Source organism: Actinoplanes sp. NPDC019969 (assembly GCF_055562375.1).
In genome coordinates this window covers 70,199-93,338 of the sequence record NZ_JBVHFK010000007.1, presented here as the reverse complement: position 1 = coordinate 93,338, position 23,140 = coordinate 70,199, and the positions used below count along the sequence as shown (strand labels likewise).

At 71.6% G+C, this 23,140-nt stretch carries 22 protein-coding genes; 12 read left to right on the top strand and 10 right to left on the bottom strand.

The genetic code is table 11. From position 1 onward, the window contains the following. The first annotated feature begins 18 nt into the window (after positions 1-18). Positions 19-465 (top strand): hypothetical protein, encoded by a 447-nt coding sequence (locus ACZ3II_RS21620; RefSeq protein ID WP_465519489.1) that lies wholly within the window; start codon positions 19-21, stop codon positions 463-465. Positions 466-976: 511 nt separating this feature from the next. Here ACZ3II_RS21620 and ACZ3II_RS21615 read toward each other — a convergent pair. Next, positions 977-1,210 carry a hypothetical protein gene (locus ACZ3II_RS21615; RefSeq protein WP_465519488.1) on the bottom strand — a complete coding sequence of 78 codons (234 nt, stop codon included), beginning with the start codon at positions 1,208-1,210 and terminating at the stop codon, positions 977-979. A gap of 448 nt (positions 1,211-1,658) precedes the next feature. After that, complete coding sequence (locus ACZ3II_RS21610; RefSeq protein ID WP_465519487.1) at positions 1,659-1,934, bottom strand: hypothetical protein; 276 nt, start codon at positions 1,932-1,934, stop codon at positions 1,659-1,661. Positions 1,935-3,640: 1,706 nt separating this feature from the next. On the opposite strand from ACZ3II_RS21610, the gene ACZ3II_RS21605 reads away from it, so the two are divergent. Beyond that, on the top strand, positions 3,641-4,465 hold the full coding sequence (locus ACZ3II_RS21605; RefSeq protein WP_465519486.1) for an aldo/keto reductase: 825 nt from the start codon (positions 3,641-3,643) through the stop codon (positions 4,463-4,465). Between the two features lie 86 nt (positions 4,466-4,551). After that, positions 4,552-4,821 carry a YggT family protein gene (locus ACZ3II_RS21600; protein WP_465519485.1) on the top strand — a complete coding sequence of 90 codons (270 nt, stop codon included), beginning with the start codon at positions 4,552-4,554 and terminating at the stop codon, positions 4,819-4,821. Between the two features lie 43 nt (positions 4,822-4,864). On the opposite strand, the gene ACZ3II_RS21595 is transcribed toward ACZ3II_RS21600, so the two are convergent. Next, positions 4,865-5,839, bottom strand: a complete 975-nt coding sequence (locus ACZ3II_RS21595; RefSeq protein ID WP_465519484.1) for an acetylxylan esterase — start codon at positions 5,837-5,839, stop codon at positions 4,865-4,867. A gap of 50 nt (positions 5,840-5,889) precedes the next feature. On the opposite strand from ACZ3II_RS21595, the gene recD2 reads away from it, so the two are divergent. Both recD2 and ACZ3II_RS21585 read left to right on the top strand, forming a co-directional pair. Next, positions 5,890-8,073 carry an SF1B family DNA helicase RecD2 gene (recD2, locus tag ACZ3II_RS21590; protein ID WP_465519483.1) on the top strand — a complete coding sequence of 728 codons (2,184 nt, stop codon included), beginning with the start codon at positions 5,890-5,892 and terminating at the stop codon, positions 8,071-8,073. Between the two features lie 209 nt (positions 8,074-8,282). Continuing rightward, the gene (locus ACZ3II_RS21585; RefSeq protein WP_465519482.1) at positions 8,283-8,930 is read left to right on the top strand and encodes a DUF4360 domain-containing protein; all 648 of its coding nucleotides are present in this window, start codon (positions 8,283-8,285) and stop codon (positions 8,928-8,930) included. Between the two features lie 4 nt (positions 8,931-8,934). On the opposite strand, the gene ACZ3II_RS21580 is transcribed toward ACZ3II_RS21585, so the two are convergent. From ACZ3II_RS21580 to dhaK, 5 genes are all read right to left on the bottom strand, one after another. Continuing rightward, a complete protein-coding gene (locus ACZ3II_RS21580; RefSeq protein ID WP_465519481.1) occupies positions 8,935-10,278 on the bottom strand; it encodes a YibE/F family protein in 1,344 nt (447 codons plus the stop codon). Between the two features lie 122 nt (positions 10,279-10,400). After that, complete coding sequence (locus ACZ3II_RS21575) at positions 10,401-11,066, bottom strand: acetoacetate decarboxylase family protein (RefSeq protein WP_465519480.1); 666 nt, start codon at positions 11,064-11,066, stop codon at positions 10,401-10,403. Between the two features lie 39 nt (positions 11,067-11,105). Further along, positions 11,106-12,674 (bottom strand): methyl-accepting chemotaxis protein, encoded by a 1,569-nt coding sequence (locus tag ACZ3II_RS21570; protein ID WP_465519479.1) that lies wholly within the window; start codon positions 12,672-12,674, stop codon positions 11,106-11,108. A 144-nt stretch (positions 12,675-12,818) separates the two neighbouring features. After that, positions 12,819-13,445 carry a dihydroxyacetone kinase subunit DhaL gene (gene dhaL / locus ACZ3II_RS21565; RefSeq protein WP_465519478.1) on the bottom strand — a complete coding sequence of 209 codons (627 nt, stop codon included), beginning with the start codon at positions 13,443-13,445 and terminating at the stop codon, positions 12,819-12,821. 1 nt (position 13,446) lies between these two features. Next, on the bottom strand, positions 13,447-14,445 hold the full coding sequence (gene dhaK, locus ACZ3II_RS21560; RefSeq protein WP_465519477.1) for a dihydroxyacetone kinase subunit DhaK: 999 nt from the start codon (positions 14,443-14,445) through the stop codon (positions 13,447-13,449). 80 nt (positions 14,446-14,525) lie between these two features. Here dhaK and dhaM point away from each other — a divergent pair, with 80 nt between their 5' ends. The 4 genes from dhaM to ACZ3II_RS21540 all read left to right on the top strand — a co-directional run bounded on the left by dhaM (position 14,526) and on the right by ACZ3II_RS21540 (position 17,258). Next, complete coding sequence (dhaM, locus tag ACZ3II_RS21555; RefSeq protein ID WP_465519476.1) at positions 14,526-14,927, top strand: dihydroxyacetone kinase phosphoryl donor subunit DhaM; 402 nt, start codon at positions 14,526-14,528, stop codon at positions 14,925-14,927. Further along, entirely contained in the window at positions 14,911-15,174 is a 264-nt protein-coding gene (locus tag ACZ3II_RS21550; RefSeq protein WP_465519475.1) for an HPr family phosphocarrier protein, read from the top strand. Before dhaM ends, ACZ3II_RS21550 begins: the two co-directional genes overlap by 17 nt. Positions 15,175-15,289: 115 nt before the next feature. Continuing rightward, on the top strand, positions 15,290-16,648 hold the full coding sequence (locus ACZ3II_RS21545; RefSeq protein ID WP_465519474.1) for a glycoside hydrolase family 10 protein: 1,359 nt from the start codon (positions 15,290-15,292) through the stop codon (positions 16,646-16,648). A gap of 319 nt (positions 16,649-16,967) precedes the next feature. Further along, on the top strand, positions 16,968-17,258 hold the full coding sequence (locus ACZ3II_RS21540) for a hypothetical protein (RefSeq protein ID WP_465519473.1): 291 nt from the start codon (positions 16,968-16,970) through the stop codon (positions 17,256-17,258). Between the two features lie 62 nt (positions 17,259-17,320). Here ACZ3II_RS21540 and ACZ3II_RS21535 read toward each other — a convergent pair whose 3' ends face one another. After that, the gene (locus ACZ3II_RS21535; RefSeq protein WP_465519472.1) at positions 17,321-18,598 is read right to left on the bottom strand and encodes an acetyl-CoA C-acetyltransferase; all 1,278 of its coding nucleotides are present in this window, start codon (positions 18,596-18,598) and stop codon (positions 17,321-17,323) included. An 83-nt stretch (positions 18,599-18,681) separates the two neighbouring features. On the opposite strand from ACZ3II_RS21535, the gene ACZ3II_RS21530 reads away from it, so the two are divergent. Then, the gene (locus ACZ3II_RS21530; RefSeq protein ID WP_465519471.1) at positions 18,682-20,022 is read left to right on the top strand and encodes a 3-oxoacyl-ACP reductase; all 1,341 of its coding nucleotides are present in this window, start codon (positions 18,682-18,684) and stop codon (positions 20,020-20,022) included. Between the two features lies 1 nt (position 20,023). Then, positions 20,024-20,887 carry a MaoC/PaaZ C-terminal domain-containing protein gene (locus ACZ3II_RS21525; protein WP_465519470.1) on the top strand — a complete coding sequence of 288 codons (864 nt, stop codon included), beginning with the start codon at positions 20,024-20,026 and terminating at the stop codon, positions 20,885-20,887. A gap of 139 nt (positions 20,888-21,026) precedes the next feature. Here ACZ3II_RS21525 and ACZ3II_RS21520 read toward each other — a convergent pair whose 3' ends face one another. Beyond that, positions 21,027-22,301: an HNH endonuclease signature motif containing protein gene (locus tag ACZ3II_RS21520; protein ID WP_465519469.1), complete on the bottom strand. Its 1,275-nt coding sequence runs from the start codon at positions 22,299-22,301 to the stop codon at positions 21,027-21,029. A gap of 184 nt (positions 22,302-22,485) precedes the next feature. On the opposite strand from ACZ3II_RS21520, the gene ACZ3II_RS21515 reads away from it, so the two are divergent. Next, positions 22,486-23,097, top strand: coding sequence for a hypothetical protein (locus tag ACZ3II_RS21515; RefSeq protein WP_465519468.1), 612 nt, complete (start codon positions 22,486-22,488; stop codon positions 23,095-23,097). Positions 23,098-23,140 lie beyond the last annotated feature (43 nt).

Genomic DNA, 23,140 nt, shown 5'->3' with positions numbered 1-23,140 from the left:
GGTTCCTACGATGGCGGGATGCTGACAGCGGAACGCACCGGGTTCTGGGGAACCCGCTACGACATCGCCGAGGACGGCATCCCGGTCACCGTCTGGGACAACGGCTTCTGGGTCGGCGGCGGCAGCTTCGACCTGGGCGGCCACAGCTATCACGTACGGGCCAATCTGTGGGGCAGCCGCTACTCCCTGCTCGACGGCAGCGGCGCGGTGATCGCCCAGGCGGAGCAGGTCGGCCGCCGGAACTGGTCGGTGCAGGCCGCCGGCCGCACCTACACGTTCCGCCGCCCGTCCGTGTTCGGCACCGACCAGCACCTCGTCGACGGCGACCGCACGATCGGCGTCATCACCCGTACCGGGACCTGGACCGGTGGCTTCGCCGCGGACCTGCCCGGACTGCCGTTGGCGGTCCAGGTGTTCGTCGTCGGCGTGGTCATCGCCCAGTGGCAGGCGGCCAACGCGGCCTGAACCCGCCCGGGTCAGATGTGGCGCCCCGTCCGGTTGCCGGTGGATCTTGTGCGGCTGGTTCTGATGGCTGTCTCCCGCGCGGCGAGACAGCCGTCAGAACCAGCTGGGGATTCCGGCTGGTCGTCAGGGCTGTCTCGACCGGGTCGAGGCAGCACTCACGGCCAGCCGGAACCATCACCGAGCCGCGCTTCTTCAGGGATGGCCGGCCACGGTCGTTGCGGCGGGCGATTCGCGTTGCCGGTTCGGGGGCGGGACGCCGGCGGTGCAGCGCCGGCGTGGAGTGCGAATCGGGGTGTGCTTTTTCGGTCGCGGCATGGGCGCTGGCGATTTGCGATCTTGAACGATTCACCTCTGGTCTGGTGCATTTTCCGCCGGACTGAGAGGCGCACTGATTCCTGTGCATTTTCCCGCCGGATTGGGGCGCGCAAGATCGGATGTAGGGCTGAACTTGCGCGTTTGGATCCGGAAATGAGTCTTCTTCTCGGGTGCAGAATGGCGAGTAGTCAAGCCCTCACCCGAGGGCTGCCGTCACGACTACGGCCGGGGCTTCCTGGGCCAGTTCCCGATCTTGTGGACCCGACGCCGGAGCCGAGCAAACAAGATCGAATTTCTGCTCCTTCTTGTGCGCTGAGCTGCGGAAATCCAGCACTTCCCGCCCAAGATCGCGAACCTGATAGACCTTGGGCAGGAGGTGCCGGACCGAGTCGCACAAGAACGCTGGCCGCGGGTCGATCTTGAGGGTCAAGGGTGCGTACGGGCTCACTCGCTCGAGGCCTGGCGGATACGGACCTGAGTAACCGAGAAGAAGACTCAAATCCGGCACTGCCTGCCCAAGATCGCGGACTCTCTCGATCTTGGGCAGACAGTGCCGATGCGGAAGGCACCAGATCGCAGGTTAGGGCTGATCTAATGGGACAACTGCTCAAGATCGCCAGGAAAGAGCGCCTTCCCGCGTCGAGAAAGCTGACGCGGGCGTCGGCTTCGTTCAGGGCTGCGATCGCCGGGGCTCGGATGGGCGAGACCAGATCGACGGGAGCGGATCGGCGAGGCGAATTGGCAGGCCGGATTGGTGAGCCCGGATCGACTGCGGCAGATCGACAGGACGGATCAGCAGGGCGGATCGGCAGGGCGGATCGGCCTGCATCCCGGCGGGCAGGAGCTGTGGGGCGTCGGGTGGGGAGTAGGCGGAGGGATCAACCGGTGGTGATCACGGCGTAGAGGAAGGCGGCGTAAGCGGGCAGGGCCAGCAGAGCGATTCGCTGGGCGGCTCGCGGAGCACCGGATGCGGCGGTGGCGGCGGCGATCGCCAGCAGCAGCCAGGTCAGGGAATGAGCCCAGCGGAGGACGGCGTAGGTGAGGCTGGAAGCGCTTGCGGCCTGACCGGCGGGCCAAACGAACAGCCACACGACAGCCAAGGCCAGGCAGAGGGCGGACCAGACGAGGGCTGGGACGCCGAGCAGCTTGATCACAGCGGGAGGGTACAGCCGTGTCGCCAATGGCTGACTCATGGCTGTCGCGGGCGACGAGCGATGCGGGCGACAGCTTCGGGGGCGGCGGGTCACGAGGACGGCGAGTCACGGGGACGGCGGGTTTCGGGGGTGGCGGGTTTCGGGTCGGGAGTGGTTGGGGCGGTGGGAGCAGTGGCAGGTGAGAAGGGCGGTGATCACAGCGTGACAGCCCGGACGTATGGGGCGAATCGCTGTGGAGGTCACGCGCAGCTACGAGTGGTGGGGACCGCAGGGCTGCCACCGGGAGCGCAGGGTTCGGCGAGGTAGGGAGTGTGACGGTCAGTGACAGGGGGCGAGTGTGCCGGAACCGGCGAAAGTTGTTTCCGGGGCGTAACAGGCGTCGTGAGGGCCTTGCATGGGATGCACGTTCATCAATAATGAGCGCCATGAATCGAGCCGAGGCGATACCGGTTGACGGGTCCCGGAGCACGACCGAGCCCTCCGGTGGTGGTACCCCGGTGGCGCTGCCGGCGGGCTCCGGCCGCGATCCCGGCGAGGAGGCCCCTTCACCATCGGGCGGCATGTCGTGCACGTCCCTGTCGGATGACACGGCCCTGTCCGGCGGCACTTCCCTGAACGCGCGCCAGACGGTTCGTCTGAGACCGCCGGCGCCGGCGATCCCGCCGTATCGGGGGCGGGCGGCGGTGGTCGCGTACCGGGAACGACCACTCCTGCCCCAGACCGTCCCGCCGGACCGGCCCCCCGCCCGGCGGGACGAACCCGAACCGCCGGCCCGATGGGCCGGCCAGTCGCCGGAGGTACGGTCGGCGGGCTCGGTGACCCGCCGGACCGGGCGGCGCCGGGGCGCGTTCGCGGTCCGACGCGTGGTGGGCCTGTGATGACCACATCGTTGGACAGCCACCCACGGCCCCGAAGGCGCACGTCAGAAGACGGCCACGGGCGAACGGGAACGGGCGTCTCCCGGGACGGGCGGCCAGGGGTGGCGACGGTGGGCCGATCACAGCGATCCCGTCGCGGACGGCCCACGGAGCAGTTGCTGCTGGCCCGGGCACACGGACGGTCCCTGCCCGCGACGGAGCGCGGGTGGTGTCCCGCTGGGGCTCCGCAGCGCGGGACCCGCGGCGGGCGGCCCACGATCACGGAGCGGCTGCTGCTGGGCCAGGCACACGGGCGGCCTCAGCCCGGGACCCCGGAGCACGGGCGGCGCTCGGCCGGGACGATGCGGCACGGGCGGTATTCGGCCGGGACCGCGCAGCACGAGCGGCGTTCGGCCGGGACGATGCGGCACGGGCGGCGTTCGGGCGGGACCGCGCCGGGCGGGTGGTATTCGGCGGGGACGGCGCAGGGTGGGTGGGCGCCGACGGGGACGTCGAAGGAGTGTGCTGCCCGTCATGTGGGGGCGGGCGAGCGGAGTCCTCGTGGCGCCGGGCGCGCGATCGAGCGTACAACCAGGAAAGAACCTGGTGGGAAGCATGCCGTGACCGTTCGCGCGGGTCTGGCGCCGCCACCAGCCGCGGAGCCGCGGGCCCGGCCGCCACCCCGGGGGACGCCGCGAAGTGATCATCAGCTCAACTCGGCGGCATCGGCGGGGCGATGGTGGGGGCAGACGTCTCCCGCGGGGTAGAGAGGGAGACACATCGCTCGCCTCGCCGGACATCGTCGGCGGGCCGGGTGGCCGATTCCGCTGACGAGGGGGACCACTTCCCATGGGCGCAACGCCTGTCATCACGCTCAACAACGGCGTCACGATTCCGCAGATCGGTTACGGCGTCTTCCAGATCCCCGAGGCGGAGACCGCCGCCGCCGTCACCACCGCGATCGAGGCGGGTTACCGCAGCATCGACACGGCCGCGATCTACCGCAACGAGTCCGGGGTCGGCGCCGCGCTGAAGTCGGCGGGGGTGCCGCGGGACGAGCTGTTCATCACGACCAAGGTCTGGAACAACGATCAGGGGTACGACGAGACGCTGCGCGCGTTCGACGCCAGCCTCTCCCGGCTCGGGCTGGACCACCTCGACCTCTACCTGATCCACTGGCCGACCCCGAAGCGGGGGAAGTACCTGGACACCTGGCGGGCCCTGGAGTCGCTGCTGGCCGACGGCCGGGTCCGCGCGATCGGCGTGTCGAACTTCCTGCCGGAGCATCTGCGGGCGGTGGCCGATCTGGGTGGCACGGTCCCGGCGGTGAACCAGATCGAGGTGCACCCGGCGCTGCAGCAGCGGGACGCCCAGGCGGCCGGCACGGAACTCGGCGTGGTGACGGAGGCGTGGAGCCCGCTGGCGCAGGCGGGTGTGCTCGGCGACCCGGCGATCACCCGGATCGCGACGGCCCACGACCGCACGCCGGCGCAGGTGGTGCTGCGGTGGCACGTGCAGCAGGGCCGGATCGTCATCCCGAAGTCGGTGACCCCGTCGCGGATCCGGGAGAACATCGCGATCTTCGACTTCGAGCTGTCCGCGGACGACATCGCGGCGATCGACGCGCTGGAGAGCGACGGCCGGACCGGGCCGCACCCGGACCACTTCAACTGACCGGGTCGCCGTCCAGACTTCGCCAAGCGACCTCACAGGAAACCGCCGCATAGTTGGGGGGCAGGTTCCCGCCGACGGAGGTTCCGATGGTTCTCGCTCTGGTCAGTTTCGCGCTGCTGCTGGTCCAGTTGGTGCTGGTGGTTCGGGTGGTGCTGGATTGGAGCGTGACGCTGGCCGGTCCCGCGATGCCCGGGTCGTGGCGGTCCAAGGCGCTCGACGCGATCTACACGATCACCGAGCCGATGCTGGCCCCGCTGCGGAAGGTTCTGCCACCCCTGCGGGCCGGTGGCATCTCGATCGACCTGGCGTTCATCGTGCTGTTCCTGGGGATCAGCATCCTCAGGTCGCTGATCTGACGACGGTGCGGGGCGCTTGTGCGAACGGCGCCCCGCACCGGTTTCAGCTCAGGCGGTCGTCGGCGAACTCCAGGGCCGCGATGTCGAAGCGGCTCCGGCCGCCCTCGTGGCCGTCCCACTCGTAGACCTCGATCTGCTTCGGCGCCGGGATCGCGTTGTACGCGGCGAACACCCCGGACGGCGGGCAGACCGCGTCCATCAGGGCGGCCGACAGGATCGACGGGGCGGTGATCCGCCGGGCGAAGTTCACCGAGTCGACGTGGTCGAGCGTGTGCAGCGCCCGCTCGGCGACGTGCGGGTTGATCCGCAGGAACCGGACCACCTCGTGGAACGGGTCGCTGTCGGTGATGGTGATCGCCCGCCGGATGTCGCACAGGAACGGCACCTTGGACACCACTGCCGAGACCAGCTCCGGGGCCAGGCCGCCGGCCGCGAGCGCAAGCGCCCCGCCCTGGCTGCCGCCGGTCACCACGAGCCGGGACGCGTCGACGCCCGGCAGTTCGGCGGCGGTCTCCACGGCCCGGACCGCGTCGGTGATCAGCCGCCGGTAATAGAACGTCTCCGGGTCGAGCACGCCCCGGGTCATGAAGCCGGGCGTGGACGGGCCGGCGCCGGAGTCGTCCGGGTCCGGGGTGTCGCCGCCGCGCCACGAGCCGCCCTGGCCGCGGGTGTCCATGACCAGGTGCGCGTACCCGGCGCTGGCCCAGACCAGCCAGTCGATCGGCAGGCCGCGGCCGCCGCCGTAGCCGATGAACTCGACCACCACCGGCAGCGGGCCGGTCGCGGCGGACGGGCGGTTCAGCCAGGCCCGGACCGGCTGCCCGGCGAAGCCGCTGAACGTCACGTCGTACGTGGTGATGCCCGTCAGCGGGGTGGTCACCTCGTGCATCTTCGGGGGCAGGGCGGCCCGGCGCGCCTCGGCCAGGGTGCCGGACCAGAAGTCGTCGAAGCCGTCCGGTTCCGGGCGGGTGGAGCGGTACTCGCGCAGTTCGGGGAGCGGGAGGTCAAAAAGCGCCATGGTCCACACGTTAGTTGTCTCTTTCCGGCTTCGACAGGCACGATGGGCGCGTGCCGCCGGAGTCCCCGCCCCGCCCGAAACAGGTTCTCGAAGCCGTCCTGGAGCGGCTGACCTATGTGAACGAGGAGACCGGCTACACGGTGGCCCGGGTGGCCTACCAGAGCAGCTCGGATCTGCTGACCGTGGTGGGCGCGCTGCTCGGGGCGCAGCCGGGTGAGAGCCTCCGGATGTCGGGGTGGTGGTCGTCCCACCCGCAGTACGGCAGGCAGTTCGAGGTGCTGTCGTACACGACGGTGCTGCCGGCGACCGTGCAGGGGCTGCGCCGCTATCTGGGGTCGGGGCTGGTCAAGGGGATCGGGCCGGTGTTCGCCGAGCGGATCGTGGACCATTTCGGACTCGACACCCTGGAGATCATCGAGAACTCGCCGGAGCGGCTGATCGAGGTCGCCGGGCTCGGGCCGAAACGGACGAAGAAGATCACGGCGGCGTGGGCGGAGCAGAAGGCGATCAAGGAGGTGATGGTCTTCCTCCAGGGCGTCGGGGTGTCGACGTCGATCGCGGTGCGGATCTACAAGAAGTACGGGGACGCCTCCATCTCGGTGGTGAAGAACTCGCCGTACAAGCTGGCCTCGGATGTCTGGGGCATCGGGTTCAAGACGGCGGACACGATCGCGCAGGCGGTCGGTATCCCGCACGACAGCCCCGAGCGGGTGAAAGCCGGCCTGCAGTACACGCTGTCCCAGGCGACGGACAGCGGGCACTGTTTCCTGCCGGCCAACGAGCTGATGGCCGACGCTGCGAAGATCCTGGACGTTCCCGGTGTCCTGATCCCGCCGTGCCTGGACGAACTGGTCGCCGAGGAAGGCGTGGTCCGCGAGGACGATGCCGTGTATCTGGTGCCGTTCCATCGCGCCGAGCAGTCACTTTCATCAACACTCATCTCTTTGCTGCGGCACAGATCGGACAGGATGCCGCACTTCGTGGACGTCGACTGGACCAAGGCGCTTGGCTGGCTGCACCAGCGCACCGGCTCCACCCTCGCGCCCGAGCAGGAACAGGCCGTGCGGCTCGCGCTCACCTCGAAGGTCGCGGTCCTCACCGGCGGCCCGGGCTGCGGCAAGAGCTTCACCGTACGCTCGATCGTCGAACTCGCCGCCGCCAAGAAAGCCAGGATCCAGCTCGTCGCCCCGACCGGCCGCGCCGCGAAACGGCTCGCCGAGCTGACCGGCCACCCCGCCGCGACCGTGCACCGCCTGCTCAAGCTGCAGCCCGGCGGCGACGCCACGTACGACCGCGACAACCCGCTCGACGCCGACCTGATCGTCGTCGACGAAGCCTCCATGCTGGACCTGATCCTCGCCAACAAGCTGGTCAAGGCCGTCCCGCCGGGCGCGCACCTGCTGCTCGTCGGTGACGTCGACCAGTTGCCGTCGGTCGGCGCCGGCGAGGTGCTGCGTGATCTGCTGACCGCCGAGGTGATCCCCCGGGTGCGGCTGACCCAGATCTTCCGGCAGGCCGCCGAGAGCGGCGTCGTCACCAACGCGCACCGGGTCAACCAGGGCAAACCGGTGCTCCTGGCGGGCATGACGGACTTCTTCCTGTTCCCGTGCGACGACAACGAGGCGGCGGCCGCGCTCACCGTCGACGTGGCCTGCTCGCGGATGCCGCGCAAGTTCGGCCTGGACCCGCGGCGCGACATCCAGATCCTCACCCCGATGCACCGCGGCCCGGCCGGCGCCGGCGCCCTGAACACCCTGCTCCAGCAGCAGCTCACCCCGGGCCGCGAGGGCCTGCCGGAGCGACGGCTGGGCGGGCGGGTGTTCCGGGTCGGCGACAAGGTCACCCAGATCCGCAACAACTACGACAAGGGGGCCGCGGGGGTCTTCAACGGCACGGTCGGCGTCGTGACCGGGTTGAGCCCGGAGGAGCAGACCTTGACGGTACGCACGGACGAGGACGAACTGATCGACTACGACTTCGACGAGCTGGACGAGCTGGCCCACGCCTACGCGATCACCATCCACCGGTCGCAGGGCTCGGAGTACCCTGCCGTGGTCATCCCGCTCACCACCAGCGCCTGGATGATGCTGCAGCGGAACCTGCTCTACACCGCGATCACCCGCGCCAAGAAACTGGTCGTGCTGGTCGGTTCGCGCCGCGCCCTGGCCGCCGCGGTCCGCACGGTCGGCGCCGGCCGCCGCTACACCGCCCTGGCCCGCCGACTCGGCGCGTAACACACTCCGCCGGGACCGGTGCGGTGATTGCGGAAATCAGGACGAATGGCCGGGTTGTCCGCACTCTGGTACGGCTGTGGCGCGCATCGGGCCGCGCCGTTCCCGCGATCGCTAACGTGGGATCCGTAAACGATTCTTGAGGACCTTTTCCCGAGCCATTCTCGGATTTCTTCGTAAGGTTTCGAGGAAAAGGAGACGGGGGATTTCTCATGTTGCGTTCGATGACCGCCGGAACGGCTCTTCTCGGTGTTCTCGCGATGGCCGCGCCGGCCCAGGCGGCACCCGAGCACGCGCCGAAACCGGACAAGATGATGGTGATCGACGTGGTTTCGGCGAACGGCTCCGGCTGCCCCGACGGCAGCGCGGACATCCAGGTCTCGCCGGACTACACCGCGTTCACGGTGACCTACTCGAAGTACACCGCGCAGGTCGGCCCGGAGGCGTCGCCGCTGGACTTCCGGAAGAACTGCCAGATGGCCCTGGACATCAAGGTGCCGTCCGGGTTCACGTTCGCGATCGCCAGCGCCGACTACCGCGGATACGCCAGCCTGAAGCCGGGGGCGTACGGGCAGCAGATGGCGAGCTACTACTTCCAGGGCCATTCCCACACGACCCGTACCCGGCACGACTTCAAGGGCCCCATGGACGACTCGTGGCAGCGCAACGACAAGGTGGGAATCGCGTCGATGAGTTTCCTGCCGTGCGGTGAGCGGCGTTTCCTGAACATCAACACGGAATTGCGGGTGAACCGCGGGACGTCGGACACCAAGAAGCACACGAACTTCCTGTCGATGGACTCCGCCGACGCCGCGATCAACACGCTCTACCGGGTCGAGTGGAAGCAGTGCGGCAAGTAGCCCGTCACCGGTCGCGGTCCACGAACGCCGCCCACGGGTCCTCCTTCTGCGGGCCACGCCGCTCCCTCTCCCCGGCGGGGGCGGCGGAGGTGGGCGCGGCAGCGGGGGCCGTGGGTGCGGAGGCCGTGGGCGCGGGAGCCGTGGGCGCGGGAGCCGTGGGCGCAGCGTGTGCCGGGATGTGCGCGGGACGATGCCGCCGGGCCGCCAGGAACGCCGCCAGCGCCGTGGTGATCGGCACCGCGGCGACCAGGCCGATCGTGCCGACCGCGCTGCGCACCAGCTCCTGCGCGATCAGCGGCGTGGTCAGCACCTCCCCGACCGGCGTGTTCCCGGCCGCGAACAGCAACATCAACGGCAGCGAGGCGCCCGCGTACGCCAGGACGATCGTGTTGATCACCGAGGCGATGTGCGCGCGGCCGATCCGGGTGGCGGCGCGATAGAGGCGGCGGAACCCGTACGCCGGATTCGCCAGCGCCAGCTCGGTGACCGTGGCCGACTGGGTGACCGTCACGTCGTCGAGCACGCCCAGCGAGCCGATCACGATGCCGGCCAGCAGCAGGCCCTGCATGTTGACGTCGCCCTGGGTGATGGTCAGGAAGTTGGACGTCTCGTCGGCGACCCCGGTCAGGTGCACCGCCGAGGTCGCGACGGCGGCCAGCACCGCGGTGATCGCCAGGCTGGCCAGCGTGCCGGCGACGGCGATCGTCGTGGTGATCGACAATCCGTGTGTCAGGTACAGCACGATCAGCATGATCGCGGCGGCGCCGACCACCGCGACCAGCACCGGCGACCTCCCGTCCAGGATCGCCGGAACGATGAAGTACAGCAGGATGCCGAACGTGACGGCGAGCCCGGCCAGGGCGGTCAGCCCGCGCCACCGGCCGAACGCGATCACCGCGAGCGCGAACGCGGCCCCGAGGATCCACAGCTCGCTGCCGCGCTGATGGTCGGTGATCGAGTAGGCGGTGCTGCCGTCCTCCGAGTTCAGCGCCATCATCTGCACGTCGTCGCCGGCCGCCACCTCGGGCGCGCCCGGCCCGGTCGGGATCGCCGCGGCCACCGTCGCGCCGCTGTCCAGCTTCACCGCCACGGTGCCGCAGTTCTCGTCCGGCTTGTCGCCCGCGGGCACCGGCGGGCACTCCTGCCGGGTCACCGACACGACCTCGCCGGTCACCGTCACCGGGCCGTCCGCGGCCTCGGCCGCCGTCGGCGCGTCCCGCGGCCACAGCAGCAGCATGCCCAGCACGGTCAGCAGCACCGCCGGGATCAACAGCGTCAGCGTGATCCGCCGGGCGCGGGGATCGTCCGGCAGGTCGCCGTGCGCGTGGTGATGGTGGTCGGCGGTCATCGTGCTCCTCGTCGGCCGGGTGTCCTGCCGATCGACCGTACCCGGCCGGCCGCGGGTGCTGTCTCGGCGGCCGCTGTCTCGGCGGCTGCTGACTCGGCGGCGTCGGGACGGCCGGGGGGATCTCAGCGGGTGGAGCGGGACTTCGCCCGGTCCTCGGCGGAACGGCCGAACACCAGCCAGAAGTCGGTGATCGCCAGGCTCAGCACCGGACGGCGGCCGGCCAGGTAGCCGAGCGGGCCGCCGGGCTCGGGACGCCAGGCGGCGCTCGCCGTCCGCAGACCGGCCCGGCCCCGGACCGGGGTGCGCCGGACCTGCCCGGCGAGCTCCTGGGCGACCGTGAACCCGAGCGGGAACCGGCCGGGCAGGCGGCCCTTGAGCCGGATCAGCGCCGAGGCGAACGGGGCGGCCTCCTCCGGGGCGGTGATCGTGGCGTCGACCAGCGGGTCGTTCTCCGCGTCGATGCCGAACGTGGCCAGCTCCTTGGGGATGCCCCAGAGCCGGCGGCCGCCCTCACGGGAGGCGACGCTGTCCACCCAGATGTCGGTGATGCTCACCCGCGGGCGTCCGCGCTCCCGCACCAGGACGGCGCTGAGCAGCTCCTGGTAATGCAGGACGCCGCCGGGCTCGTACGACACCCAGGCCGCGCCGACCGCGACCCTGCCGCCGACCGTCAACGGGCGCACCGCCGCGCCCAGGACTCCGGGCAGCGGCGGCGCGTCACTCCTGGGGATCAGGAAGACCGAGAGGTACATCTGTCCGCGCAGCTGCCAGGGTTCGGGCGGGTACATGCCTCCACCCTGTCAGCGAACGTCGATGCGTACAACCACTCAGTACCGGAATCGGGAGACCACCGACTGCAGCTGGGCGGCCGTGGCGGTCAGCTCGTCGGCGGCGTGCCGGGTCTCGCCGACGGTGTCGGTGGTCCGGCGGGTCGCCTCGGAGACCGAGCCGATCGTCATCGCGATGTCGCCGGCGCCGTTCGCCGCCTCGGACAGGGTCCGGTTCATCTCGGCGGTGGTCGCGGTCTGCTCCTCGACGGCCGACGCGATGGTCAGCTGGATGCCGTTGATCCGCTCGATGATCTGGGTGATCTCGCCGATCGCGGTGACCGCGCCGCTGGTGTCGGCCTGGATCGCCTGCACCCGCTGGGAGATGTCCTCGGTCGCCTTGGCGGTCTCCTGGGCCAGGTCCTTGACCTCGCCGGCGACGACGGCGAAGCCCTTGCCGACCTCACCGGCGCGGGCGGCCTCGATGGTCGCGTTCAGCGCGAGGAGGTTGGTCTGCTCGGCGATGCTGGTGATCACCTTGACCACGGTGAAGATCTCCTCGGACGACGCGCCGAGCCTGCCGACGATCGCGTTGGTCTCGGCGGCGACCCGGACCGCCTGCGCGGCCACCTCGGTCGCCTCCGAGGTGGAGATGCTGATGTCACGGATCGCCGAGCCCATCTCCTGCGAGCCGGCCGAGACGACCTGGAGGTTGTGCGAGACGGCGTCGGCGGCGGTGGCGACCGTGCCGGCCTGGCCGGAGGCCTCGCTGGCGGCCGCGTCCACCGACCCGGACACCGAGCTGAGCCGGCCGGCGGCGTCCTGCAGGGTGCCGGCGCTGCCGGCCAGCTGGACCATGTCCTCCCGGAGGCGGGCCACACCCTGGTCGAGGGCGGCGGCCATCCGGCCGATCTCGTCACGGCTCTGCACCCCGGAGGTACGGGTGAGGTCGCCCTCGGCCAGCCCTTCGGCGATCCGGCCGACCGCCGTCACCGTCCTGCGGACCCGGCTCGCCACCTGGAACCCGATGAACAGGCTCAGTGCCATGCCCGCCGCGAGCAGGCCGCCGACCAGGTAGGCCGCCTCCTCGCCGGCCTTCTCCGCCTCGCTGATGCGCTGCTCGGCGAGCGTCGTCGCCTGGTCCCGCAGCGCCGTCTGGTCCTCGCCGAGCGCCTCGTGCAGGGTGTTGTACTCCTGCAGCGCCTTGGTCAGCTCGGCCTGGGAGGCCCCGGTCCGGTCGGTGCCCATGAACGTGACGAAGTCGGCCCAGTCCTGCTGCGCCCGGGCGACGCTGTCGTCGCCCGGCAGCGCCCCGTCCAGCTGCTCCAGGGCGGTCTCGATCTCGGCCTTGTTCTGCTCCATCCCGGTGCCGATCTGCTTGGCGATCGCCGGGTAGAGCTGCATGGCGGAGGCGCCACCGACGTACGCCTCGATGTTGCGGCCGAACGAGCCCACCGCGCTCTGGATCGTGATCGACTGCCGCTGCGACTCCGCGGCCTTGTCGTTCAGGTCGTAGACGGTGCTGATCGCAAAGCCTCCGACGATCAGTCCGGTGACCGTCGCCGTCATCGCCGCGGCACCGATCTTGGTGCGCAGCGACCGGTCGTCGAACAGCCCGCTCAGGCCCATTTCCGGTAGTCCCCTCTTCTGCCATCCGGCTCGTGATTGCCCGCCTGATCGGCACGGGCGGAGCGCAGTTGAGAAGCCGTTCGCCCCCAGTCTTCCGGTTGGGGCCACGGTGGCGGGCGCACTCGCCCAGAGTGACGGAAGGGATCAGGGAGCGGTCACGTCGGCCAGCGCCTGGAAGATCAGCCACGTCGAGGTGGCCCCCGGGTCCTGGTGACCGGCGCTGCGTTCGCCGAGGTAGGAGGCCCGGCCCTTGCGGGCGGTCAGCGCTGTGGTGGCCCGCGCCCCGTCACCTGCCGCCCGGGCCGCGCCGGCCGCCGCCTCGGGCAGCCCGGCGCCACCGGCCACCGCCTCCTCGAACGCGGTCAGCGCCGGCTGGTAGGCGTCCACGATGGTCTTGTCGCCGGGCTGCGCCCCGCCCAGCTTGCGGACCGCCTCCAGGCCCGCGTGCAGGGCCCCGACCAGGTCGGCGGGACCGACCCGGTCGCCGGGCGGCAGGGCCTTGCCGAACGCCCGGAAAGCGCTGCCGTACAGCGGGCCGGACGCGCCGCCGACCTTCGAGATCAGGGTGGCGCCGGCCCGGACGAACACGTCACCGACAGCGGTGAACTCGGAGCCGTCCAGGACCGTCACGACAGCGGTGAACCCGCGCCGCATGTTGACCCCGTGGTCGCCGTCGCCGATCGCGGAGTCCAGCCGGGTCAGCAGGTCCGCCTCGGCGGTGACCGACCCGGCGGCCGCGCGCAGCCAGGCGGTGGCGAGTGCGACGTCCACGTCAGGCGCCCCACCGCAGGCCGGGCGTGCGCACCGGGGCGTCCCAGAGCCGGATCATCTCGTCGGTCACCCGGGTCACGGTGATCGACATGCCGGCCATGTCGAGGCTGGTCACGTAGTTGCCGACCAGGCGGCGGCTGATCTCGACACCGCGCTCGGCCAGCACCGCGGCGACCTCGCCGTAGATCAGGTACAGCTCGATCAGCGGAGTGCCGCCCAGGCCGTTGACCAGCACGATCACGCGCTCCCCACGGTCCAGCGGCTGGGCCTCGAGGATCACGTCGAGCGCGGACCGGACCAGCTCCTTCGCCGGGCGCAGGCGCTCCCGGCGGCGGCCCGGTTCGCCGTGGATGCCGACGCCGGCCTCGATCTCGTCGTCCGGCAGGTCGAACCCGGGACGGCCGGCGGCGGGGGTGGTGCCGGCCGTCAATGCGTACGCGAAAGAAGCCGACGCCGCGTTGACCTCGCGCCCGATCGCCGCCACCTCGCCGAGCTTGCCGCCCTCCTCGGCGAGCGCCCCGGCGATCTTCTCCACCAGCAGGGTCGCGCCGGTGCCCCGGCGGCCCGCCGTCCACGTCGAGTTCTCCACCGCCACGTCGTCGTCGACGAGCACCGTCTCGACGGTGATCCCCTCGTCGCCGGCGAGCTCCGCGGCGAGCTGGAAGTTCATCACGTCGCCGGTGTAGTTCTTCACGACGTGGATCACCCCGGCGCCGCCGTCGACCGCCTTGGTGGCGGCGAGGATCTGATCCGGCACCGGGGACGTGAACACCTCGCCCGGGCAGGCGGCGTCCAGCATCCCGGCGCCGACGAACCCGCCGTGCAGCGGCTCGTGCCCGGAGCCGCCCCCGGAGACCAGGGCGACCTTGCCGGGACGGGGCGCGCCGGCGCGGGCCACGTACTGCTCGGTGGTGTCCACCCGGAGGTCGGGATGAGCGGCGGCGAGCCCCGCCAGCGCCTCGGCCACCACGTCGGCGGGATCATTGATGAACTTCTTCACGGTGGCTCCTTCCGTCGTCCCATCAGCATGGTCGCGCGGGGCGATTCGGCCAAGACTTTCCGTGACTACGATCTGCAGACATGGCGTACGTGGGAATCGTCCTGGTGTCACACAGCGCGCAACTGGCCGACGGGCTCCGCGACCTGCTGTCCCAGGTGGCGGGCGGTGACGTGCGGGTGGAGCCGGCCGGCGGCACCGGCGACGGGGATCTCGGCACCAGCGCGGACCGGATCGGGGCCGCGATCGCCCGGGCCGACGCGGGGGCCGGTGTGCTGGTCCTGGCCGACCTGGGCAGCGCTGTCCTGACCGCCCGGGCCGTCCTCGACGAGCTGCCGCCCGGTCCGGTTCCGGCCGACATCGTGCTGGCGGACGCGCCGTTGGTGGAGGGCGCGGTGGCCGCCGCGGTGCTCGCCTCCACCGGCGCCGACCTGGCCACCGTCGCCGACGCCGCCCGGGAGGCCCGCGATGTCCCCAAGTTCTGAGGTCGCGGTGGTGCTGCCGGTGGCGTTGCACGCCCGCCCGGCGGGCGAGGTGGTGCGGGCCGCCGCGGCCTTCACTTCGACCATTGCGGTACGGGTGGACGACCGTGCCGCGAACGCCCGCAGCGCCCTGCGCCTGATGTCCCTGGGCGCCACCGCCGGCGCCACGGTGACCGTGCACGCCACCGGCGACGACGCGGCCGCCGCAGCCGCCGCGCTGGCCGAGGTGCTCCGAAACTTTCGGGACTGACTGCCAGCGTATTACCGGTATCGATGGTTGAGGTTTCCGGAAGCTGTCGGTAGCTTTTCGAGATGTATCGATTTCCCCGTCGATACTTCCCCGAATCCCCTATCGGAGTTTCCCCATGAGACGATCCCTCGCGATCCTCACGGTCGTGGCCAGCGGCGTCCTGTCCGCCGGAGCGTTCGCCGTGCTCTCCCCGAGCGCGAACGCGGCCAGCACCCTCGGCTCGGCCGCCGCCGCGAAGAGCCGCTACTTCGGCACCGCGGTCGCCGCCTACAAACTGTCCGACCCCGTCTACTCCGGCATCCTGAACCGGGAGTTCAACTCGGTGACCCCGGAGAACGAGATGAAGTGGGACGCCACCGAACCCACCCAGGGCAGCTTCAGCTTCAGCTCGGCCGACACCATCGTGAACCGGGCGATCGCCAACGGGCAGAAGGTCCGCGGGCACGCCCTGGCCTGGCACTCGCAGCAGCCGTCCTGGGCGCAGAACATGAGCGGCACCGCGCTGCGCAACGCCATGGTCAACCACGTCACCCAGGTCGCCACCCACTACAAGGGCAAGATCGACTCGTGGGACGTGGTGAACGAGGCGTTCGCCGACGGCGGCAGCGGCGGCCGCCGCGACTCCAACCTGCAGCGCACCGGCAACGACTGGATCGAGGTGGCGTTCCGGACCGCGCGGGCCGCCGACCCGGGCGCCAAGCTCTGCTACAACGACTACAACACCGACGGCGTCAACGCGAAGAGCACCGCCGTCTACAACATGGTCCGTGACTTCAAGGCCCGCGGCGTGCCGATCGACTGCGTCGGCTTCCAGTCCCACCTCAACCCGCAGTCCCCGCTGCCCGCCGACTACCAGGCCAACCTGCAGCGCTTCGCCGACCTCGGCGTCGACGTGCAGATCACCGAACTCGACATCGAGGGCTCCGGCACCGCCCAGGCCAACGCGTTCGCCGCCGTCACCCGGGCCTGCCTCGCCGTGACCCGCTGCAACGGCATCACCGTCTGGGGCATCCGCGACAGCGACTCGTGGCGGGCCAGCGGCACCCCGCTGCTCTTCGACGGCAACGGCAACCCGAAGGAGGCGTACACCGCCGTCCTCACCGCCCTCGGCGGCTCCACCACATCACCGTCCGCCTCGATCTCCGCGTCGGTGTCCCCGTCCACCAGCCAGCCCACCGACACCGGGGCCTGCACGGCGACGGTCTCCGTCCAGTCCTGGACCGGCGGTTTCGTCACCACCGTCACGGTGCGGGCCGGCTCGGCAGCCGTCTCCGGCTGGACCGCCGGCGTCACCCTCCCCACCGGCGCGGCCGTCACCAACACGTGGAGCGCCACCGCGAGCGGCTCCACCGGCGCCGTCTCCTTCACCAACGTCAGCTACAACGGCTCCCTGGCCGCCGGCGCCGGCACGTCCTTCGGCTTCCAGGGCACCGGCACGGCCCCGTCCACCGCCGCCACCTGCACCGCCCGCTGATCCGCGTCAACCCCGCCGTCCGGCTCCCGTCACCCACCACGACCGGAGCCGGGCGGCGGCCCCCGTCCGCGCCGGACAAGGCCTGCCGCTGTTCACGGTGCGGGCGGCGGACCGCCCGGGCTCCGGCGATGACCAGCGCGCCCACCAGCGCCACGCCGGCGCCCAGGCGGAGACCGGTCCGGTAGCCCTCGATCGGAGCGTCCGCAACGTCGGTGGCGCCCCCCCAGCACGGCGACACCGACGGCGAGGCCGGCCTGCTCGGCGGTGTTGAGGACACCTGAGGGCCCGGCCGTCCGGGTCCAGGCCGGTGGTGGCGGCGATGGTGGCGCCGACGAACGTCACGCCGAGGCCGAGCCCGAACAGCACCAGACCCGGCAGCAGGTCGCGGGGAAAGCTGCCGCCGGCCGGCAGCCGGCCCAGCAGCATCTGGGCGGCGGCGACCGTGAGCAGACCGGCCGCGGCGCTGGTGCAGGAGTCCGGCCGGATGCTGCGCAGCGAGGGCGTGCGTTACCTCCCGGTCAGCGACGCCGACCGGGCGGTGATCTCCGCGGTGATGTGGCGGGCCGGCGACACGTCACCGGTGCTGGCCCGCTTCCTGGAGCTGCTCTGAGCGTTCCGGTGTGTCGAGTTCGGCCGTCCTACGCGCCCGAACTCAACACGCCTGATCTTGATCTAGCGCTCCAGGATCGCGACGACGCCCTGGCCGCCGGCGGCGCAGACGGAGATCAGGCCACGGCCGGAGCCCTTCGCCGCGAGCTGTTTGGCCAGCGACGCGACGATCCGGCCGCCGGTCGCGGCGAACGGGTGGCCGGCCGCCAGGGACGAGCCGTTGACGTTCAGCCTGGCCCGGTCGACGGCGCCGAGCGGCGCGTCCAGCCCCAGCTTCTCCTTGCAGAACTCCGGCGACTCCCACGCGGCCAGCGTCGCGAGCACCTGCGACGCGAACGCCTCGTGGATCTCGTAGTAGTCGAAGTCCTGCAGGGTCAGCCCGTTGCGGGCGAGCATCCGCGGCACCGCGTACGCCGGGGCCATCAGCAGCCCCTCCTCGCCGTGCACGTAGTCGACCGCCGCGTTCTCCGCGTCCACCAGATAGGCGAGCACCGGCAGCGACCGGGCGGCCGCCCACTCCTCGGAGGACAGCAGGACGGTCGAGGCGCCGTCGGTCAGCGGCGTGGAGTTGCCCGCCGTCATGGTCGCGCCCTCCTTGCCGTACACCGGCTTCAGTGTGGCCAGCTTCTCCAGGCTGGAGTCGGGGCGCAGGTTCTGGTCGCGGGTCAGCCCCAGATAGGGCGTCAGAAGATCATCGAAGAAGCCGCTGTCGTACGCCGCCGCGAGCCGCCGGTGCGAGGCGAGCGCCAGCTCGTCCTGTGCCTCCCGGGAGATGTTCCACTTCCGGGCCGTGATCGCCGCGTGCTCGCCCATCGACAGGCCGGTCCGCGGTTCGGCGTTGCGCGGCAGCTCCGGCTTGATCGCGTGCTGCGGGCGCAGTTTCGCCGCGGCCTTGAGACGCGCCCCGAGGGTCCGCGCCCGGTTGAGCTCCAGCAGCGCGCGGCGCATGTCCTCGTTGACCTGCAACGGGGCGTCCGATGTGGTGTCGGCGCCACCGGCCACGCCGACGTCGATCCGGCCCAGCGCGATCTTGTCGGCGACCAGGATCGCCGCTTCCAGACCGGTGCCGCAGGCCTGCTGGATGTCGTACGCCGGGGTGCGCGGGTCGAGCCGCGACCCGAGCACCACCTCGCGGGTCAGGTTGAAGTCACGCGAGTGCTTGAGCACCGCGCCGGCCACCACCTCGCCGAGCTGCTCCCCGGCGAGCCCGAACCGGGCGATCAGGCCGTCCAGCGCGGCGGTCAGCATGTCCTGGTTCGACGCCTCGGCGTAGCGGCTGTTGGACCGGGCGAACGGAATCCGGTTCCCGCCCAGCACTGCGACACGGCGCACGGTCCCCACGGCTATCCTCCACATCGACGCACTGCTGCGTTCCCAGCTGCTTTGTTCCCGGCTGCCCAGTTACTCACCGGTAGGCTACTCGCATGGCTGACAGGTACGCGAACTTCGCCAACTCCGGTCTCGGCCGGACCGTGGTCAAGCGCCTCGGGCTGCCTGATCCGCCCCGGCTGCGGCGGCACACGCCCGGCGATCCGCTGGTCAGCGGCCCGGTCCTGACCGGCGCGGCGCCCGGCGGGCGGCTCTCCGAGCCGGTCGGCAAACTGCTGGAGGCGGCGGGCGTCCAGGTCACTTCGCAAACCCCTGCGGGGGTACGGGTGAGCGCCCTCCTCTTCGACGCCACAGGCATCACCGACTCCGGTCAACTGCGGGCCCTGTACGACTTCTTCCACCCGTACGCCCGCTCGCTGGAGACCTCGGGCCGGGTGATCGTGCTCGGCACGCCCCCGGAGAGCACCGCATCGCCGGCCGAGGCGACCGCGCAGCGAAGCCTGGAGGGCCTGACCCGCAGCATCGGCAAGGAGTTCGGGCGCGGCACGACCGCGCAGCTCGTCTACGTCGCGCCCGGCGGGGAGAACGCCGTCGAGTCGACGCTGCGGTTCCTGCTGAGCGGCCGGTCCGCCTACGTGTCCGGGCAGGTGATCCGGGTCGGCGCCGGCAGCGCGCCCGCCACCGCCGACTGGGCGCGCCCCCTCGACGGCAGGCTCGCCCTGGTCACCGGCGCGGCCCGGGGCATCGGCGCGGCCATCGCCCGGGTGCTGGCCCGCGACGGCGCCGAGGTGATCGCCCTCGACGTGCCCGCCGCCGGCGACGCGCTCGCCGGCGTGGCCAACGAGACCCGCGGCCGTGCCCTGCAACTCGACCTGACCGCCGGCGACGCCGCGACACGGCTTGCCGGGTACCTGGCGGCCGGCCCGCACGCCGGCGTCGACATCGTCGTGCACAACGCCGGGATCACCCGCGACAAGACGATCGCCCGGATGTCCGCGGACCGGTGGGACGCGGTTCTCGGCGTCAACCTGACCGCCCCCGAGCGGGTCAACCAGGTGCTCCTGGACCGCGGGCTGATCCCGTCCGGCGGGCGGATCGTCGGTGTCGCGTCGATCGCCGGCATCGCCGGGAACCGGGGCCAGACCAACTACGCCACCAGCAAGGCCGGCGTGATCGGCCTGGTCCAGTCGTACGCGCCGCTGCTCCTCGACCGCGGCATCACGGTCAACGCGGTCGCGCCCGGCTTCATCGAGACGGCGATGACCGCGAAGATGCCGATCGGGCTGCGCGAGGCCGGCCGGCGGCTGAACAGCATGTCCCAGGGCGGCCTGCCGATCGACGTGGCCGAGACGATCGCCTGGTTCGCCTCACCCGGCTCGGCGACGATCACCGGCAACGTGGTCCGGGTCTGCGGCCAGAGCCTGCTGGGATCCTGACATGGTCGCGGTGGTCGAGCTGAGTTCCGGGCCGGGCACCACGGCGGCGTACGCCCGGGCCGCTCTCGGCCTGCTCCCCGGCCTGCGCCGGAGCGGGCCGCTGCCGGACGTCGAGGTGCTGCACCGGGGCGTCACCGTGGACCGGGGACATCTGGCGGCGTACGACCGGGTCTGCGGGTTCCGTCTCACCGACACCCTGCCGCCCACCTATCCGCAGGTGCTCGGGTTCCCGGTGACCATGCGCGTGCTGACGGCGCCGGAATTCCCGCTGCCGCTGATCGGCCTGGTCCACATCGCCAACCGGATCACCGTGCACCACCCGATCCCGTCCGGCGCCACCCTGGACCTCTCCATCCGCGCCGTGAACCTGCGCGACCACCCGCGCGGCCGCCGGTTCGACGTCGTCACCACCGTCTCGTTCGACGGCGCCGAGGCCTGGCGCGGCACCGCGACCTACCTGCGGCTCGGCCCCGCGCCCACGCCCGGCTCCGACGACTCCGGATCCGCAGGCGTCCGTGAATCAGTCGGGTTCTCGGGTCCCGGCAGCGTGTGGCGGGTTCCCGCCCGCGTGGGCACCGACTACGCCGCCGTCTCCGGCGACCGCAACCCGATCCACACGTCCTGGCTGGGCGCCCGCCTGTTCGGTTTCCCGCGCCCGATCGCCCACGGGATGTGGACCAAGGCCCGCGCCCTGGCCGCCCTGGAGGGCCGCCTCCCCGACGCCTGTACCGTCGACGTCACCTTCAAGAAGCCGCTGCTGCTCCCGTCCCGCGCCGAGTTCCACGCCGCGCACACGGCGGCCGGCTGGGACTTCAGCGTCCGTTCCGCCCACCCCCATATGGCCGGCTCGATCGTGGCTGCCTGAGTGCCGATCGCCGCCATCGACGGGGCGATGCTCTGATGACGGACTCCCGGATGCTCCTGCTCGGCGCCGGCGTTTCCTCCGGCGGCCGCCGACCGGGGCAGGGTGTCGCGTGCGCCGGATGACCTGTTCACCGAAGACCTCACGTTCGCTGGTGGTATCGGTTGCGGCGGGGTAGCCGGTTCGCATCCAGCCCAGCCGGCGGGACGAAGTCGGGTAACCCGTCGTCGCCGATGTGGATCTCCCAGCCGGTGCCGGCATGGATCAGGCGGTGATGGTGCCCGCAGAGAAGCACCAGGTTGTTCAGGTCGGTGGGGCCGTCGTCGGCCCAGCTGATCACGTGGTGGGCGTCGCACCAGCGGGCCGGGCGGTCGCACTGCGGGAAGGCGCAGCCTTTGTCGCGGACGGTGAGGGCGCGGCGTAGAGGGCCGGTGGCGGTGCGGCGGGTGCGGCCGGCGTCGAGGATCTGCCCGGCGCCGTCGAGGATGATCGGCAGGATCCGGGCGTCACAGCCCAGTCGCCGTACGGTCTCCGCGGACACGGGCTCCCCGGAATCCAGCACGCCGGTGCCGAGGGCGGCCTTCAGCGGGTCGAAGTTCACGGTGACGGCGATCTGCGGCCGGTCGCCGCCGTTGTCGGGCAGGCTGCCGCCGCCGGTCAGCACGAGTCGGCACACTTCCACGAGGGCGTCCGCGCGCCGCTGCCCGGGCGTGCGGGCCTCACCGGTCGCGGCGAGTTCGGCGGCGACGGTGTCGGGTTTGCACAGCGGGTCGAGGGCGGCGGTGACGATGGCTGCCGTCTCGCTGTCGAGGATGCCGGACAGGCGGACCCGGCCGTCACCCAGCGCGGCCAGCGTCAGATACCGCTGTTCGTGAGCGTCACGTTCGCTCTCGCGGAGGCGGCGTTCCTCGATGGCTTCGGCGATCTCGGGGGCGACGTGGTGGAGGATGCGGCGGCCCATGGTGCGCAGCCCGTCGGGGTCCAGGTGCTGTGCCCATCCGGTCATGGTGGTGGTGGCGTCGGCGCGGAGGCCGGCGTCCAGTTTCTTGGGCAGGGTGGCCAGGGCGTTGGTGATCGACGCGAGCTGCTCGGCGTTGATTTTGCCCACCGTGAGGGCTGTGTCGAGGTCGGCGTCGCGGTCGACGGCGGCGGCTTGATGGAGCAGCCGGGTGGCGGCGCGGGGACTGACCCGCAACCGGTCACGCAGCCACAGCCGTGGCGTGGAGGCGCCGTGCGCGGTGGGGATCTTGCGGGCGCGGACTTCGTGGACGGCGTGCAGGACGGCGGCGTGCAGCATCTGCTGGGCCTGGTGCACGCCGTCGAGGAAGTCCAGCAGCTCGGCGTCTGGCAGAGGGCTCGTCCGCCACGTCGCGCACTGCGCTGCGAGGTCGGTGAGCTGCCGCATCGTCTCTTGCATGCCACCATTCTCGAACAGGCGTACGACAACAACGAGGCCCCGAGACCGGCACCGACACGGATTCGCCCACATCTCACAAACGGACAAAACAACTCGCCACAGAGCCGACGACGGGCTAGCCGGTACGCCGCCACCGGGGCCGGTCAAGTGTGGGTCCGGGTGCACCATCCGTAAGCTGCCGACTGTGGAAACCGTCGATGGAACGCAGCCCTGGGACCGGGAGATCTCCGGATGGCGGTCCGCGTTCCGGCCCGCGCCGGAGCAGTTGCGCCGCCAGCGATCACGTCTGCTCGCGCTGGTGGGGCGGCGGCTGCGGGAGGGCTGGGCCGGCTGGGATCCGGAGCGGGAGGTGGGGCAGCCGGTCCTTCCCGTGGTGCTGGTGTTCGACGGCGGCATCCAGCTGGAGCTGGCGTGGCAGGGCTGGGACGACCTGTCGATCACCTGGAACACCATCGACCTGACCACCCCACCCATCCTGGCCGGCAGGCCGCACGCGTGGCGCGCGTCGAGGCCCCGCGCGCTCGCCGCCGTCGCCGGCCGTGCCCTGACCGGGTGGGCGGTGTCCGAGAAGCCGTACTTCGACGGCGCCACGGATCTCACCGGCGACCCGCCGGCGGGCGAGGTGAAGGGCTGGGCCACGTACGGCTTGTGGCTGGAGTTCGATGGTGTCGATCTGCACGGTCTCAGCGGCGCGGACACCACCCTCGTCGCGGGCGAGCTGGCGCAGCCGGACGACCCGTACCCCGCCCGCCTCGCACACCGGGGCCTTCCGGAGGATGCCGCCTACACGGCCTGAGGCATCGACGGGGGTTGTCCACGGCGGTTACCCGCTCGTAAGG

Bases quoted from the DNA above. Each gene is read 5' to 3' on its own strand.
- ACZ3II_RS21585 (WP_465519482.1), top strand. From the start codon at position 8,283: ATGTTGCGTTCGATGACCGCCGGAACGGCTCTTCTCGGTGTTCTCGCG.
- ACZ3II_RS21620 (WP_465519489.1), top strand. From the start codon at position 19: ATGCTGACAGCGGAACGCACCGGGTTCTGGGGAACCCGCTACGACATC.
- ACZ3II_RS21605 (WP_465519486.1), top strand. From the start codon at position 3,641: ATGGGCGCAACGCCTGTCATCACGCTCAACAACGGCGTCACGATTCCG.
- ACZ3II_RS21550 (WP_465519475.1), top strand. From the start codon at position 14,911: ATGTCCCCAAGTTCTGAGGTCGCGGTGGTGCTGCCGGTGGCGTTGCAC.
- ACZ3II_RS21570 (WP_465519479.1), bottom strand. From the start codon at position 12,674: ATGGGCCTGAGCGGGCTGTTCGACGACCGGTCGCTGCGCACCAAGATC.
- ACZ3II_RS21540 (WP_465519473.1), top strand. From the start codon at position 16,968: ATGGTGGCGCCGACGAACGTCACGCCGAGGCCGAGCCCGAACAGCACC.
- ACZ3II_RS21530 (WP_465519471.1), top strand. From the start codon at position 18,682: ATGGCTGACAGGTACGCGAACTTCGCCAACTCCGGTCTCGGCCGGACC.
- ACZ3II_RS21595 (WP_465519484.1), bottom strand. From the start codon at position 5,839: ATGGCGCTTTTTGACCTCCCGCTCCCCGAACTGCGCGAGTACCGCTCC.
- ACZ3II_RS21525 (WP_465519470.1), top strand. From the start codon at position 20,024: ATGGTCGCGGTGGTCGAGCTGAGTTCCGGGCCGGGCACCACGGCGGCG.
- ACZ3II_RS21600 (WP_465519485.1), top strand. From the start codon at position 4,552: ATGGTTCTCGCTCTGGTCAGTTTCGCGCTGCTGCTGGTCCAGTTGGTG.
- dhaM (WP_465519476.1), top strand. From the start codon at position 14,526: ATGGCGTACGTGGGAATCGTCCTGGTGTCACACAGCGCGCAACTGGCC.
- ACZ3II_RS21520 (WP_465519469.1), bottom strand. From the start codon at position 22,301: ATGCAAGAGACGATGCGGCAGCTCACCGACCTCGCAGCGCAGTGCGCG.
- ACZ3II_RS21575 (WP_465519480.1), bottom strand. From the start codon at position 11,066: ATGTACCCGCCCGAACCCTGGCAGCTGCGCGGACAGATGTACCTCTCG.
- ACZ3II_RS21580 (WP_465519481.1), bottom strand. From the start codon at position 10,278: ATGACCGCCGACCACCATCACCACGCGCACGGCGACCTGCCGGACGAT.
- ACZ3II_RS21545 (WP_465519474.1), top strand. From the start codon at position 15,290: ATGAGACGATCCCTCGCGATCCTCACGGTCGTGGCCAGCGGCGTCCTG.